12 protein-coding genes, 5 tRNA genes and 1 rRNA gene are annotated in these 15653 nt (G+C 39.7%); all 18 read right to left on the bottom strand.

What is annotated here, in order from left to right:
* Nucleotides 1-41: 41 nt before the first annotated feature.
* Nucleotides 42-494, bottom strand: a complete 453-nt coding sequence (locus tag LMB56_RS03575) for a SprT family protein (protein WP_229283690.1) — start codon at nt 492-494, stop codon at nt 42-44.
* On the bottom strand, nt 487-2664 hold the full coding sequence (locus LMB56_RS03570) for a Tex family protein (protein ID WP_229283688.1): 2178 nt from the start codon (nt 2662-2664) through the stop codon (nt 487-489). Before LMB56_RS03570 ends, LMB56_RS03575 begins: the two co-directional genes overlap by 8 nt.
* A 65-nt stretch (nt 2665-2729) precedes the next feature.
* Nucleotides 2730-3557 carry an ammonia-dependent NAD(+) synthetase gene (gene nadE, locus LMB56_RS03565; protein WP_229283687.1) on the bottom strand — a complete coding sequence of 276 codons (828 nt, stop codon included), beginning with the start codon at nt 3555-3557 and terminating at the stop codon, nt 2730-2732.
* Between the two features lie 12 nt (nt 3558-3569).
* Entirely contained in the window at nt 3570-5036 is a 1467-nt protein-coding gene (locus LMB56_RS03560; RefSeq protein WP_229283686.1) for a nicotinate phosphoribosyltransferase, read from the bottom strand.
* Nucleotides 5037-5097: 61 nt separating this feature from the next.
* On the bottom strand, nt 5098-5799 hold the full coding sequence (locus LMB56_RS03555) for a GntR family transcriptional regulator (RefSeq protein WP_113896796.1): 702 nt from the start codon (nt 5797-5799) through the stop codon (nt 5098-5100).
* 112 nt (nt 5800-5911) lie between these two features.
* Nucleotides 5912-6631 (bottom strand): aspartate/glutamate racemase family protein, encoded by a 720-nt coding sequence (locus LMB56_RS03550; RefSeq protein WP_229283685.1) that lies wholly within the window; start codon nt 6629-6631, stop codon nt 5912-5914.
* 32 nt (nt 6632-6663) lie between these two features.
* Nucleotides 6664-8313 (bottom strand): aspartate-alanine antiporter-like transporter, encoded by a 1650-nt coding sequence (locus LMB56_RS03545; RefSeq protein ID WP_229283684.1) that lies wholly within the window; start codon nt 8311-8313, stop codon nt 6664-6666.
* 90 nt (nt 8314-8403) lie between these two features.
* Nucleotides 8404-9804: an MFS transporter gene (locus LMB56_RS03540; protein ID WP_229283683.1), complete on the bottom strand. Its 1401-nt coding sequence runs from the start codon at nt 9802-9804 to the stop codon at nt 8404-8406.
* A 117-nt stretch (nt 9805-9921) separates the two neighbouring features.
* The gene (locus LMB56_RS03535) at nt 9922-10566 is read right to left on the bottom strand and encodes a hypothetical protein (RefSeq protein WP_229283682.1); all 645 of its coding nucleotides are present in this window, start codon (nt 10564-10566) and stop codon (nt 9922-9924) included.
* A 93-nt stretch (nt 10567-10659) separates the two neighbouring features.
* Nucleotides 10660-10731: transfer RNA gene (locus tag LMB56_RS03530), tRNA-Gln, on the bottom strand.
* Nucleotides 10732-10741: 10 nt separating this feature from the next.
* Nucleotides 10742-10824: transfer RNA gene (locus LMB56_RS03525), tRNA-Tyr, on the bottom strand.
* A gap of 100 nt (nt 10825-10924) precedes the next feature.
* On the bottom strand, nt 10925-11755 hold the full coding sequence (locus LMB56_RS03520) for a metallophosphoesterase (protein ID WP_229283681.1): 831 nt from the start codon (nt 11753-11755) through the stop codon (nt 10925-10927).
* 56 nt (nt 11756-11811) lie between these two features.
* Nucleotides 11812-13311, bottom strand: coding sequence for a peptide MFS transporter (locus LMB56_RS03515; RefSeq protein ID WP_003667295.1), 1500 nt, complete (start codon nt 13309-13311; stop codon nt 11812-11814).
* A 212-nt stretch (nt 13312-13523) separates the two neighbouring features.
* Nucleotides 13524-14222 carry a lipocalin/fatty acid-binding family protein gene (locus tag LMB56_RS03510; protein ID WP_229283680.1) on the bottom strand — a complete coding sequence of 233 codons (699 nt, stop codon included), beginning with the start codon at nt 14220-14222 and terminating at the stop codon, nt 13524-13526.
* A gap of 202 nt (nt 14223-14424) precedes the next feature.
* A tRNA-Asn gene (locus LMB56_RS03505) sits at nt 14425-14497 on the bottom strand.
* Nucleotides 14498-15353: 856 nt separating this feature from the next.
* Nucleotides 15354-15426, bottom strand: a tRNA-Thr gene (locus LMB56_RS03500).
* Between the two features lie 46 nt (nt 15427-15472).
* Nucleotides 15473-15545, bottom strand: a tRNA-Asn gene (locus LMB56_RS03495).
* Between the two features lie 5 nt (nt 15546-15550).
* Nucleotides 15551-15653, bottom strand: a 5S ribosomal RNA gene (gene rrf, locus LMB56_RS03490); the annotation flags it as partial.

The following is a 15653-nucleotide window of genomic DNA, read 5'->3' as shown; positions in this document are numbered from 1 at the left end:
ATTATTATAGCAAGATACCTATTCGTTGGCAACAACTTTTTTCAATTTTTTAAAATAAATTTGTGACCACATCGTCGACAAATGTATCTTTGGGTGTTAAAACGCCGTTGTCGCGCGATTTCAACACCACAACCGGTACATATATAATGCCATTTTTTCTTGGAATTTATCTTTCTTTTACTAGTCGGTGGCGCATATCTTGATCCTCCCACCTGTGCTAGTAAAGTCTTAAATTCCCTACTGCGATGATGATAATCCATCGCTAGCAGATGTAAATGATAATGACACAATTCATGAAGAACCACTTGGCGCAGATTATGAAGATCAAACTCAGTATACATTAACGGGTTGATATCAATATGATGGTCACTTAAATGATAACGGCCACCGGTTGTCTTTAACCGCTTATTAAAAAATACTTTGTGCGTAAATTCCCGCCCAAAGTATTCTTTTGACCACTGTTCAGTCAATTGTTGTAATTCAGCATTAGTCATTTGTGACTGTCTCCGGTTCAAGCATCGTTAATTGAATCCGCTGACGCTTCAAGTCGACATCATCAATCCACACGTCCACAATATCACCAACGGCTACCATTGCCCGCGGATCACGAATGAACTGCTTACTCATCTTTGAAACATGAACTAACCCATCATGTTTGACACCGATATCAACAAAGGCTCCAAAGTCGACAACGTTCCGGACAGTTCCTTGAAGTTTCATCCCCGGCTTAAGGTCTTCAATCGTCATTACATCATGGCGTAATAGTGGCGCAGGCATTGAATCACGCAGGTCACGGCCTGGCTTTTGCAAGGAAGAAATAATATCAGTAACGGTTTCAGTCCCGACTTGATCATCCGTAAACTGCTTAACATCAATTTTCTTTAACTTATCATCAGCACTTGGCGTTCCCAACTCGTCGACATTAATCCCTGCCGCTTGAATAATCTTTTCCGCCACCTGGTAACTTTCTGGGTGGACATCGGTATTATCTAATGGATTTTCGCCACCAATAATCCGTAAGAAACCAACAGATTGTTGATAAGCTTTTGGTCCTAACCGTGGCACTTTCTTTAACTGTGTCCGGTTCGTGTAACGTCCATTTTCATCTCGATAAGTAACGATGTTTTTAGCAATCGTTTTATTAAGCCCGGAAATCCGCGTCAACAATTGGTAACTAGCTGTATTGAGGTTAACTCCAACCCGGTTTACCGCCCGTTCAACAATTGTTTCCAGTTCCCCGCTTAATTCTTTCTTCGGCAAATCATGCTGGTATTGCCCAACCCCAACCGCTTGTGGATCAATCTTGACTAATTCGGCAAGTGGGTCTTGCAAACGACGACCGATGCTAATTGCACTTCGCTGTTCAACATGCAAGTCAGGAAATTCATCACGCGCTTCCTTACTTGCAGAGTAAACAGAGGCACCGGCTTCATTTACGATGACATAATAGATTGGCCGTTTAATCTTTTTAAGAGCTTCCGCCACAAATTGTTCTGATTCCCGGCTAGCTGTCCCGTTACCAATCGCAATCATTTCAACGTGGTACTTTTCTAGTAAGTCAATAAACTCACTTTCTGCTGTCGCACGTTGCTTTTCTGGTGCCGGTTTGTGGGGGTAAATAACTGCCTTAGTTAAAAATTTCCCATTCTCATCAAGGACCGCCAACTTACAACCAGTTCGGTAAGCAGGGTCAAATCCTAACACAACTTTTCCCTTAATTGGTGCTTGCATCAATAAATGATAGAGATTCTCACCAAAGACCTTGATTGCCTGTTCATCAGCGCCCTCTGTTAATTGTCGCCGCAGTTCCCGTTCAATTGCAGGACCCAAGAAACGCTTGTAGGCATCCTTGTAAGCTTCCTCAATAAAGGCAGTCGCATCATTTTTCTTGTTAGTTTTAATCAAACGGAAACGAAGGTAATTCATCACCGGTTCTTCATCTAAAGTGATTTTGACGTTAATAATTCCTTCTTTTTCTCCGCGATTAAAGGCTAAGATTTGATAAGAATTTAATTTTTGAACTGGACTAGTGAACTCATAATACTGCTTGTAAGTCCCTAGTTCATCCTTTTCTTCGCCACCACGTTTTACGCTTGTCTCTAATTGACCATGTTGGGCAGTATAATTTCGCAACCAGCTTCGTACCGTGGCCATTTCACTAATTGCTTCAGCCAAAATTTCATGTGCGCCTGTTAATGCACTCTCAGCATCAGGAACATCATCGTTAATAAACTCTTGCGCCTTTGCACTTAAATCATCATCGGGATAAGATAGCAGCCAATTTGCTAACGGTGCCAAGCCATGTTCACGAGCTTGTTGGGCCTTCGTCTGCCGCTTTTGCTTATATGGCAAGTAAAGGTCTTCTACTTCTTGCAATTCGGTTGCACTGTTAATTTGCTTTTCGAGCGCCGGTGTTAGCTTACCGAGTTCTTTAATTTTATTGATAACTGTTGCTTGACGTTCCCGTAATGTCGTTACCCGGTGATATTCATCCCGGATCGCTTGTAATTGAACTTCATCAAGCGTGCCCGTCATTTCTTTACGGTAACGGGCAATAAAAGGAATCGTATTTCCTTCATCCATTAATCCGAGGGCCGCTTTAATTTGTTGAGAGCGAATATCCGGTAATTGTTTACTAACAAGTTGAAGTGTTTCCTCTTCCATTATCATTCTCCTTAAAACTAGTAAAGAGACTGAGTTGATTCCCAGCCTCCCATTTTATTATCAATTTACTTCCACCAAGTATCATATGGAGCAATCGGCAAGTGGCGCTTATGTTGAGTTCGACGATACCAGCCTTCAATTTTTCCAGCAGCTGCTGGCGAAACTTCACGACCTTCTAAGTAGTCGTCGATTTCATCATAGCGAACACCAAGCGCTTCTTCATCGGGACGCATTGGTTTATCTTCTTCCAAGTCTGCGGTTGGTGTTTTATCATAAAGTTTTGCTGGTGCTCCTAAGTATTGTAATAAGGCCTTTCCTTGTCGTTTATCCAATCCAGAAAGTGGCGCAATATCGGCACCGCCATCCCCAAACTTAGTGTAAAAACCAGTTACTGCTTCAGCGGCATGGTCTGTTCCCACTACAGCTCCTTTGTTTTCTCCACCAATAGCATATTGAACAATCATTCGTTCCCGGGCTTTAATGTTTCCCTTATTAAAATCGCTAATTGGCGTGCCTGCTTCGTTTAAGGATGCCACCATCACATCAGTAGCCGCCTTAATATTAACCCGCATTATTTTGTCAGGTTTAATAAAGTCATTAATCGCAAACATTGCATCTGATTCATCAGCTTGCTCACCATATGGCAACCGAACTGCGATAAATTGGTATTCATTGTCGCCAGTCTCTTCCCGCAGCTTTTCGACTGCCAATTGTGAAAGCCGCCCTGCCAAACTTGAATCTTGGCCACCAGAAATTCCTAATACTAAGGCCTTCATCTTAGTGGTTTGGAGAAAATCACAGATGAACTGAACACGTTTAGTTACTTCTGCTTGGGGATCAATTTGCGAGTTAACGCCTAATGCATTAATTATTTCTTCTTGATACTTTCGCACTACAGATTACCTCTACTTATTCAATGATTTAACATATTCATGAACTTGGTGAATTAATTTAAGTTTATTATCATAGCATTTCTGTGATAAATCGACTGGGTATACTTCTGGGTTTAAATCGCGTTTATATTCATCCCATAAAGCATTTAAGCTATCGAAACGGTGTTGACGACTCTCCTCTAAGGTCGGTTCATCATAAACATACTTACCATCTTGCCAGATTGGCTTTAGCATTGGCCGGGCAGTAAAATCCTCCACGTCTTTTTGCTGGAGTGGGAAGTTAGGATTGAACATATTGAGTGACTTTTCATTACGAGGATCCTCATCAACTAATGTAATATAATCCCCTTCACTCTTGCCGTCTGCACGATCGTTAATCCGCCATACTTGTTTTTTGCCGGGAGTTGACATTTTACCAACATTATTAGAGATCTTAATCGTATCAACAAGTTGACCATCTTCATCTTCAATAGCGACTAATTTGTATACGGCCCCTAAAGTTGGTTGGTCATAGGCAGTAATTAGCTTAGTCCCGATTCCCCATGTATCAATCTTCGCTCCTTGCATTTGCAAGTTTTGAATTGTCTTTTCATCTAAGCCATTAGATGCGATGATTTTTGCGTCTGGGAAACCAGCATCATCCAACATTTTGCGTACTTTTTTAGATAGGTAGGCCATATCACCACTGTCAATGCGGACACCGATAAAGTTAATTTTATCGCCAAATTCCTTAGCGACCTTAATTGCGTTAGGAACCCCACTCTTTAAGGTATCAAAAGTATCCACAAGAAAGACACAATCATGATGCGTTTCTGCATATGCTTTAAATGCGTCATAATCATTCATGTATACCTGCACAAGGGCATGGGCATGGGTTCCTGAAATCGGGATACCAAATAATTTACCTGCACGGACGTTACTTGTAGCATCAAAGCCACCAATATATGCTGCTCGCGTTCCCCACAAAGCCGCATCCAGTTCCTGTGCCCGGCGTGAACCAAATTCCATTACAGTTTGGTTACCGACAATCGACTTAATCCGTGAAGCCTTTGTCGCAATCATAATCTGATAATTAAGAATATTCAAAATTGCTGTTTCAATCAATTGACCTTCAATAATCGGCGCATCAATCTGAATAATAGGCTCATGGTTAAATACCAGATCTCCTTCTTCAAAGCTGCTGATTGATCCCGTAAATTTAAAGTTACGTAAATATTCTAAAAAGTCATCATCAAATTGATTCGTAGACTTTAAGTATTCAATGTCGCTATCAGTAAAACGCAATTGCTTTACATAGCGAATAATGTGATCTAACCCGGCAAAAACAGCGTACCCATTATTAAATGGCATTTTACGGAAGAAGGCCTCAAAGACAGCACGGCGGTTACCCATTCCTTTTTTCCAGTAGGTCTGCATCATACTCAATTCATATGCATCAGTATGAAGGGTAAGGCTATCATCCGGATAATCAAATTTCATTAGTATAATTCCTCTCAAAAGTAATATCGTTAATCAGTATTGTAACATGGATTCGTCTTGATTACTTTTCAAAGACAAATTCAAACCGTGATCCAACATATTGAGTGTGGACATATTCAAAAGGACGACCATCTTGCAAGTAAGATAGTTGGGTCATTCGCAAGAGAGCATCCCCACGCTTAATCTGCAAGTAGTTAGCAATCTTTTCTGTCGCCTTCGTTGCTGAAATATGCTGAGTTGCATGACCAGGATAAAGGTTCGCCTTTTTTTCTAGCGTCCGATAAAAAGACGTGGTGACTTCTTCCTTACTAAATTTTTGAACGAGGTTAGCAGGAACGGTTGCAATTTCATAACAAATCGGCACATCATTTCCATAACGAACCCGTTCCATTCGTAAAACCTGTTCATCGGGGGCTAATTTTAGCTTTTCAACCTCTGTTTGCGAAGGGATCGTCAAGTGGTAAGAAATTGTCTTACTGGCAGCTTTCTTCCCGGTCGCATGCATTAATTCAGTAAAGCTCGTTATTCCTGACATCTTTTCTTGAACTTTGCGATTAGCGACAAAAGTTCCAGAGCCAACTCTTCGCTCAAGAATTCCTTCATCAACTAATGCTTGAATTGCTTGCCGCAAAGTCATTCGACTGACGCCAAAATCATTAGCGAGTTCGCGTTCAGCGGGAATTTTATCGCCAACTTTCCACTCACCATCTTCAATGTTTTGTCTTAACTGATTGTGAATTTGAATATAAACAGGTGAACTCATTTTTCTTTCCTCCTTACGCCATTGTTTGCTAAACATTGCGCATGTATATATATTTTACACCATCTAAAAATTAGAGACCGTTGAAATTAATTTCTTCCCCCGGTCTCTAATATTAATTTTTATTATTTTGTCGTAGTTTCAATGCGCGTTCAAGGGAGCGATCAACAATAATTGATTGTGAATCGGCAACAGGGTACTTAGTTTCAGGGTTCATCTCTTCTGCAAAAGATAATTCAGTACAACCCAAAACTACTACATCTGCTCCTTGTTCTTCAATCATTTTCCGTACTAGCTCATGATACTTCTTGCCATCGGAATGACCAGCCTCTTTGATATCATGGTAAATCAAGTCTTCTGTCATATCGGCAATCTCAGGAGTTGGCTTGATAAGTTCATACCCAGCCTTCTCAATATAAGGATCATATAGGTTAGCTGCCAAAGTTCCCTTAGTGGCTAATAGGCCAACTCGCTTTGCATCCGGCTTAATCTTCTTGATCTCGTTAACCGTTTCTTGCAGCATATTGAGAATCGGAATCTCAGTTGCTGCCTGTAACTTATCAAAAGAGTAATGGGCTGTATTACAAATTAAGACAAAAAATGCAGGATTCAAAAGACTTTGCTGTTTAATATCTTCAATCAGGGCTTCATTAGGATCTGGTTGACTATGGTCGAGAATCCATGTAGTACGATCAGGAACGGTTGCATGGTTAACAACTAAATAGTTTAAGTAATCTTGATCACGATGAATTGGCGTTCTTTTATCTAACAGACGTACATAACTCTCTGTTGCCAGTGTCCCCATTCCACCTAAAATTGTAAAAAATTGTTGCATTATAATTTTGCACGCCCTTTCTAAGCGATAAATTATGATAGTAGCGCCACAAAAATCGGCCCTAGTAATGTAATTCCAATATTACCAACTACAAACGCCGGAGTAAAGGCAGCCGCATAATATGCGCCACCTTCCGGACCTGCTTTTTGCGAAATCTCATTCATTGCCGCTGCGATCGTTCCCGAACCTGTCATTGCTCCAATTAAAGCAAGAGGTTCCATTTTCAATACATAGCGTCCAAAGAACAGCGTTAGCAAATGTGGCATTATTGAAATCATCGCCCCAATAAATAAGACCCCGATACCTAACGACTTAATTGCACTTGTAAATGCTTGAGCTGATTGTAAACCAACTGTCCCCACAAAAAGCGTTAGTCCAAAACTCTGAAGAAAGCTGGTTACCGTTACAGGGATTGATTTACGGTCACGGTGACGCTCAATCCATGAACTCAGGATTAGTCCCATGATCAAAGCCGCCGTTCCATTCCCTAGTTGCAACGGAATACTATTTAATTTTAGCCCGATAATTCCTAAAAGGGAAGCACAACCGATTCCTAAAGAGAATAAAGAATAATTCATCGCTGTATCTGCAGCTTTCCAGCGTCCCATCTTTTTTAAGATTGCTTTGGTTCGTGATGTATTCCCAGTCAATGAAATCACATCCCCTGGTCGCAACTGGTTAATCAATTGTTGGTTTCCACTGATTGGATCTTGAATGTTCACAAAAACCCCGTGTTGACGCAGAAGGGCTAATTCACCTGGTTTAAAGTTTTTCCCCAGAACAAAAGCTCGTTCACGCGGCGCATTGGTTGGCGTCAATACTTCTGTTAAACCTGGCACTCGCATTAACCGATCGAAATGAACGGCGTAACCAATAACAGTTAGCAAGTCGCCAGCCTGCAATTGATATTCAAGGTGGTCAGTCATTTTGCCATCATGAAAAGCAGCTAACCCAATAATCCGGTAATTAGACCGTCGATTAAATTCCTCAAGCGTTTTGCCGACAAGCGGTGAATCATCTGCAATGCGATATGTTCGTCGCCACGTTGGGTTCGGGTTTTTAGCATGAAAGTGATAATGTTCAGCCATTTTAGGACCCTGTTCAGCAATTGAAATCCCCAAAATTTTAGGTGCTAGGTCACGTAAAAAGATAATTACCCCTAATGTCCCAAAAACGTATGTTAAAGCATAAGCAACCGGGAGCTGCGCCTCATAAGTTGCCCTAACGCTTTGACTAACTGGCAATGATCCAATCGTTTGCAACGAACTGGCCACGGTAGCTGACTGGGTGAGGGCCCCGGAAATAACTCCAGCAGCGATCCCCGGGCCAATCTTAAAGGCAGAAAAGAGACTCCACCCAACTAAGAACGCAACAACCATCCAGAAAATACTAGCGATTAAAATACGAACTCCAAATAATTTCAAACTAACTAATAACTGGGGCCCGATCCGATAACCAACAGAGAACATGAAGGCGCCAAAGAAAATCGTTCCCAACATTTCATCCCGGGGGAAACTCCCAATCTGCCCCACGATTAAGGTCACAATTAACGTTCCCACCGTTGCCCCAATATTAAATTTACCCGCAATTTTATAGTTTCCAATCAAGAAGCCAATTGCAAGACAAATAAACAGCGTAAAAACCTGATTGCTCACCATAAAGTGAACGATAGAATGTATCATTTTAACTTATAGTCACTTTCTTCAAAAACCTGTAATAACTTGTATTAATCAAGCCACATTATTACATTCTTGTCAGGCTAATTCAACCACTTATTGAGAAACACTTTCCTTCTTTTGTTGCATGCGATAATTAGTAACCATTGTTAATAAAGTAATAACTGCCAAAACGCCTAATAAGATAAAATCAAATCGTCCTCCGGCATACGTACGTCCCATCAATGAACCGCTGTTGCCCATTTGGAATAAAGCAATTGTGGAGGCCAGAAGACTAGTCCCCAGTGAGCCGGCAAATTGCTGGACCATATTAAAGATTGAGTTTACATCGGGGGCGTTTTGCGGTTGAACCAACATTGAAGCATTGGAAATCGTATTAGAAAAGGCAAAGTTAAACCCAATTCGTAAAATAACGAAGAAGATTGTTATTAATAATGGCGTTAAATGACATTGGAAAACACTGAAGCAGCTTGTCCCAATAACCAAAAGAATTCCCCCGGAAATAACTGGCGTAGCAAAACCATAACGATCAGCCAAAGTTCCAGCAAATGGCGAGATAAAAGCACCGATTAATGACCCGGGAAATAAAATAAGACCCGCTACAATTGCCGAAGAGTGCAAAACATATTGAACGTAAATAGGAATAACAAGCGAAATCCCAATATTAATAAACTGTAAATTAAAATAAGTGACAGTTGATAGCCGTAATGGGACAACCTTAAACACCTTTAAGTCAAACAATTCTGATTTACCGTGATTATTGATATAGATAAAGGCGCTAAAGAAAACAATTGCTACCAATAATAAAAGCCAAAACTGTTTTCCGAATCCTTGTTTCCCAATTGAAGAAACTGCACTAATGATACTAATAAGGGCAATTGCCAGTGTAATTAAGCTTCCATAACTAAATGCTTTATCATTTCCAAGCGGTTTATTACGAATAAAAAGCTGACCACATACAAGACTAATCAAAACAATTGGTAGTAAAATCCAAAAGATCATCCGCCATGACAGCATTTCTGAAACGACCCCACCATATGTTGGTCCCAGTGCTGGTGCAAACGAAATAACCATTGCAGCCATTCCGGTCATCATGCCAATTCTTTCACGCGGAATCTCCGTAAAAATTAAATGGAACATGATTGGGGTTGCTAACCCAGTTGCCATTGCTTGAATCAATCTCCCCGTTAACAAAATAGGAAAATTACCAGTCAAAGCACACATCAAGTCACCAATAATGAAAAATGATACTGCAAATAAGTGCAACCAACGTGCTTGATACTGGCGCAATAGATAGGCAGTAGTCCCCATTGTAATTGTTACCATCAATAAATAGCCAGTTGTAATCCACTGAATAACATCGAGTGATACATTAAACTGAGCAGATAGTTCTGGATATGTGACGTTCATCGATGTTTCATTCAAAATTCCGATAAACGTTAGTAATGCAAGGGAACCAATTGCGAGATAAATCCGTGAATAGTTTTTTTCTGCCATTGCTTTCCGCTTCCTCCTTTAAATCAAAATAAAAAGAGCCACGGTGATAAAAACTCCACCACAGCTCTACAATAACGATTTAATTCTACCAAGGAAGCAGAACGAAAGTCAACGTTATTATTTTTCTGCTAGTTTCTTTAACCAGTCTTTTGTTTCTTCATCTAGGTCAGGGGCAATTTCAAATTTAAATGGCGCCAGTAACAACCGCACTTTAGCCCATTCAATCGTTTGATCATGATAGATCGTCGTTAGCATCATTGTCGCCATCTGATCTTTCTTATTTTGATCAACTCCTGGCTGATTAATAAACGTAATTGCAGTAATCTTTCTAGCCAATAACTTTGCAATTAACGTCTCCATTTCCTGTGTTGTGATTGAGTGCTTAATTCGTAGCCGTTTTTCTAACGGGACTGCTGGAAGTTCTTTTTGTAAAAACTTTTGAAGTAAATCCCACTCTTCCAAAATTTCTGGATAGAATTCCCAAGGTACCCGGGCATTAAGACTCACTAGTAAATTTGGAATGATCGCTTGTAAATCCCCATCATTTTCTTGTAAAGAATCACCAATTTCAATTAAGAACCGTTGAGCAGTTTCTCGAGCCCCAGATTGAACCCTCTTCTTAGCTGTTAAAGCAAAGCGAACCACTAGGAAATCTGTTAACTGTTCATCATCAATGGTCGCACCAGTCGCATTGCGTTTCACTTTAAAATCATTTATTTGTTTAATTCGCATGCTTTTTGCAAAATGACCTTGTTTAGGCATTAGCTGTCATTCCTTTTTTTATATAACTCAATAAAATCTTGAACTAGAAAAGGCTAAGAAAAACAGATGTTTTTCTTAGCCTTTCAATAACAGTTGGGCTAGCTGGATTCGAACCAGCGCATGACGGTACCAAAAACCGTTGCCTTACCGCTTGGCTATAGCCCAATAATAAAGATGGAGGAGGGTGGATTCGAACCGCCGAACCCGAAGGAACGGTTTTACAGACCGTCGCGTTTAACCAGACTTCGCTACTCCTCCAAGAAGTTGCTTGATTAAATATTTCGTATCAATCAACGTTTATTATAATACCTAATTTCCAACCTCATTGCAAGTGTTTTTTCTTATTTTTTTGAAAAAACTAGATTTTTTTAGTATAAAGGTGGCTAATCCATTGATCTAATAGGCTTTCCCCCTTCCAGTCCTCACTATTTTTGCGTCTTACGCCAACTGCTTGATTACGGTATTCAATATTTCCAACGGTAATTAATGGTTGAGCATAATGAAGATGCCCATAGAAAACTGCTTTTACTTCCAGGAATCTAGCTAGTAACGCTCCTAAGTGTTTACTGCCCAACATCGCTGTCGTCATCTCCCACATCCGTTGTCGCCGTGCAGACTCAATAAGTGGATGCGGGAGAGCTTCTCTAATTGGTGCGAAGTGGGTCATAAAGATAACCTGTTTTTGTTGATTGTGAGCCTGTTTTAGGGCTTCTTCAACTTGGTATAAAACGATCGCCATTCGTTCTGGATCATTCATTGACTGTACAATTGGACGATCTACCCAATATGCCCGCTTCCATTTTGCGACCTCTTCTACATTATTTTCATACGTTGAAAACGAATAATCATACCAACCATTGTTACCGATAATCCGCCAGTTTGTTTGGGGAATATCGATAAATCGGTTATGAAAATATAGATCATCATCTAAATTTTCTAATTGCTCATAAGTGACTCCTTTTAACATATCGTGGTTACCGGCGAGATAATGGACCTTTGTGGTAGGTAATTGCGATTGTAGTTCCGCAAAATAAGCGCTGGTTTGCTTAAAGTCATTAAAGGCATCCCCCGCAAAAAAGTAATGGTCAATTTCTTGACGGGTTAAATAATGCGCCTGTTGAGTAATAAATTCTGCAACATCTGCATGATTTAAATCTAAATGAAGGTCACTACTTACTGTGATTTTCATAACTCACCTCATAAAAAAAGAGACCAAGAATTATTCTCGATCTCTTAATATAATTTTTAGTCTACACCATCCATTAAGCCATGAATCTTCTTAACGAATAAGCAAAGGATCAATCCGAAGACGATACTTACTGCCCCGATAATTAAGAAGTATGGAACTTCTGTAGCTGATGAGTAGTACTTAACAACTTGAGCGTTAACCGCTTGTCCAGCAGCATCCGCCAAGAACCACATACTCATCATTTGAGACTTAAATGCTTTTGGTGCAAGTTTAGTAGTTACTGAAAGACCAATTGGTGAAATCAACATTTCGGCGATTTCAACGATGAACCATGAACCAACTAACCAGAATGGGCTAACCCGTCCGGCGGTTGTACCGTGAATCATTGCTGGAAGTGCCATCCAAACATATGAAAGACCTGCAATTACTAAACCAGCAGCAAACTTACCAGGAGCACTTGGTTGTTTTTTCCAGTGATCCCAAAGTGCAACGAAGAATGGTGTTAGGATCATAATGAATAATGGGTTCAATGTCTGGAAGTTAGCAGCAGCAAAGTGCCAGCCACCAATGTGTAAAACAGTCCGTTGTTCAGCAAAGAGGGCTAAAACAACTGAACCTGATTCTTCAATTGCCCAGAAGATAGCAGCAGCAATGAAAAGTGGAATGTAAGCAACAACCCGTGACTTTTCATCTTTTGTAACCTTCTTGGAATTCAACATCATTACAAAGTAGTAGATTGGTAAAGCAATAGCAATAACCGTAATGATCGTAATGATATTATTGATGTTTAATTGACCCATTGCCGCAAGCAATCCAAGAATGATCACTAATGCAACAACACCAACAATTGACCAAATAATTACTGGACGTAAACTTTCCTTATCGATCGGATCATCAGGATACAAGCTATCTTTTGAAAGATACTTCCGACCGTCAACTACATATTGTACTAACCCAAAGAACATTCCGATAGCAGCTAGTGAGAAACCAGCGTGGAAGTTCATTTCACCATGGAAAAGGTTTAGGCCAAAACCATTAGCAGCCCAAGGAACAGCCCAAGGAGCAACAGCGGCCCCTAAGTTAATCCCGAAGACAAACATACTAAAACCAGAGTCTCGACGACGATCTTCAGGACTGTATAAGCCCCCAACCATTTCTGAAACATTTGGCTTTAATAACCCGGTACCAATAACAATCAAAGCGATTGATACATAAAGTGCTGACACACCAAATGGCAATGACAGAGCGATATGTCCAAACATAATAAGGACACCACCGATGAAGACCGTTCGCCGCGATCCCCATACACGGTCAGATAACCATCCTCCGACAACACTGGCCAGGTAAACTAATGAACCATAAATTGACATAATTGATGCTGCGGTAGCTTGGTCCATGCCCAAACCACCCTTGGTAACAGCGTAGTACATATAGAATAGAAGGATAGCCCGCATTCCGTAGTAACTAAACCGTTCCCACATTTCAGTGAAGAACAATGTCGACAATCCACGCGGTTGTCCAAAGAAGGAGGTATCCAAATTCTTTTGTTTACTCATACAATTCCTCCAAATAATTTCACTTTTCAATTAACACAATGTTAATTGAATACGTATTCTAAACATTAAAAAACTTTAACAATAAAATTCAGAATAGTACTATTATAAACGTGTTTCAAAACATCGTCAATTGAAAAATAAGTTTTTGATGAGAACGCAACCGCATGTATGAGTTATAATTGTTTATTTTATTAAGTTTGTCGCTAAGATTATTAATTAGATGAAGTATCTCCATCAATAACCGGACGTGGGTAAACTTTTCCATTTCGAACAATGGCATATTCAGTTCCATTATCGTCAACAAAGGCCCAACCCTCATCTGGCTCAGATAGGTCAGTCGTAGCCTTCAAATTATCAATCTTGTTAGTGTCTTTGTGGTGGTCACTCGCCCATTTCTTAAGTGCTGCACGGGCATGAGTCGATGATTCCTTAGAATGAGTATCCTTAGTTGTAGAACTGCTGGTTTTCGCATGTTGTTCTTTTAAGAAATTATCAACGTCAAAGTCACCGTGAACTCGTTTAAATGACTGATTAGGCCACTCATCGTTACCTACAAGGCTCAAATTATCTTCATTTAGCCGCGCATCAATCGGTGTATCATAATTACTATCATTTAAGTTAATAATGTAATTATTCTTTTCCTTTTTCCAGGTTAATTGATCATGAATATCAGCCTGCGTCGGATTTGCCATTACATATGTCCCAGTTCCATCTGAATTAAGGGTAATAGCAGCTCCATCGGCATCATCACGATATGAGCCCACAATATGTGACTCCTCTTTTTTGGCTGATGAGACTTGGGCACTGCTCTTGCTACTGTTGGAACTCGTGCTAGAACTACTACAGCCACTTGTACATAGCCCAATTGCAATTATGCTTGTTGCAACAAGGATCGCTTTACTAAATCGCATTATAAATACCTCCATTCTCCTAAACTACATATGAAACTAGTTACAGTTTTAGTATATTCTCATGTTAAAACATCTACAATTTTTTTGATATAAAAATTAATAATTCATTGTCAAAAACCGTAAATATGCAATTAAGATTATTAAAAAGATATTTAGAAGGTATAAAAAAAGATGCTAGCCAAACAGCTAACATCTCGATCAACTCCGGCAGTCAGACTCGAACTGACGACAACCTGATTAACAGTCAGGTGCTCTACCAACTGAGCTATGCCGGAATAACTCAACGGATATAATTATATATTATCTCCTTATACCCGTCAAGCTAATTTAAAATTTGTCTAGAAATATTTTCAAGTAGGAGTTTGTTCATTTTCTGCTCTACTTAATCATAAAAGAATAACATGAAAGGTAAGTGCTGATTTTTTAACTGAAATTAAGTTTCAATGAATCGCATGCGCTTTTAGCTCGATCCGCTTAGCAACTCTAGTATATAATCATATAATTTTATTTCTCGCCTTGAGCGTGGTGGTTCAGATGATGTTAATTCAACTACCCTTTTAAGATTGGCAACTGCTCTTGGTACATCTAAAACAGAGTATTTGAGTAAAATAATATTAGAGCTTCTTGAAACCAAATAGCAAATCATCTTTTTGTTTTTTACTTGATAACGCTCATTATTAGACTGATTGTTTTTCGCTCTCTTTTTCTTATTTTTGTAATTGAATTCACTGTTTTTGTTGTACTTCCTAACTTGATCGCGTAATTATCGTCTTAGCATCTTTACGTGGGCTGGCTTCATTAACGGAATTAGATCATTTTCCCTGTTCGATATACAAAAAAGTGACTTGTTAGTACGGTTTTATCATTTGCTTTTACTGCATTAATCAATATCAGTAAATGAACATGGAGTTTTCCACTATCACACAATTTAAAACCAAAATGTTGATATATCAATGGTCAGAACCTTCTCTAAATGTGTATTATTTTTGTGTGGTTAAAATTGTGTTTAGAATAATAATTCATAAAACTTCGGAACAATTCACTTAACTTCTTAAGCATACAAAAAAGCCCACATAATAAACTTTATCAGCTTAATCTGTAGACTTCTAATTGGTCATAAACTCTTTATAATGCCAACTAGAGGAGTCGAACCTCCGACCTTCTCTTTACGAGGGAGATGCTCTACCAGCTGAGCTAAGTTGGCAAAAAAAAGATGTTAACTAACCGAAGGTAGTCAACATCTTCATCGACTCCGGCAGTCAGACTCGAACTGACGACAACCTGATTAACAGTCAGGTGCTCTACCAACTGAGCTATGCCGGAATAACGCATGGCAACGTCCTATCCTCGCAGGGAGCGATCCCCCAACTACTTTCGGCGTGTTGAAGCTTAACTTCTGTGTTCGGCATGGGAACAGGTGTATCCTTCAAG

The organism is Limosilactobacillus reuteri (assembly GCF_020785355.1).
GTDB classification, from domain to species: Bacteria; Bacillota; Bacilli; order Lactobacillales; family Lactobacillaceae; genus Limosilactobacillus; species Limosilactobacillus reuteri_I.
This window is presented reverse-complemented; position numbering and strand designations above follow the sequence as displayed.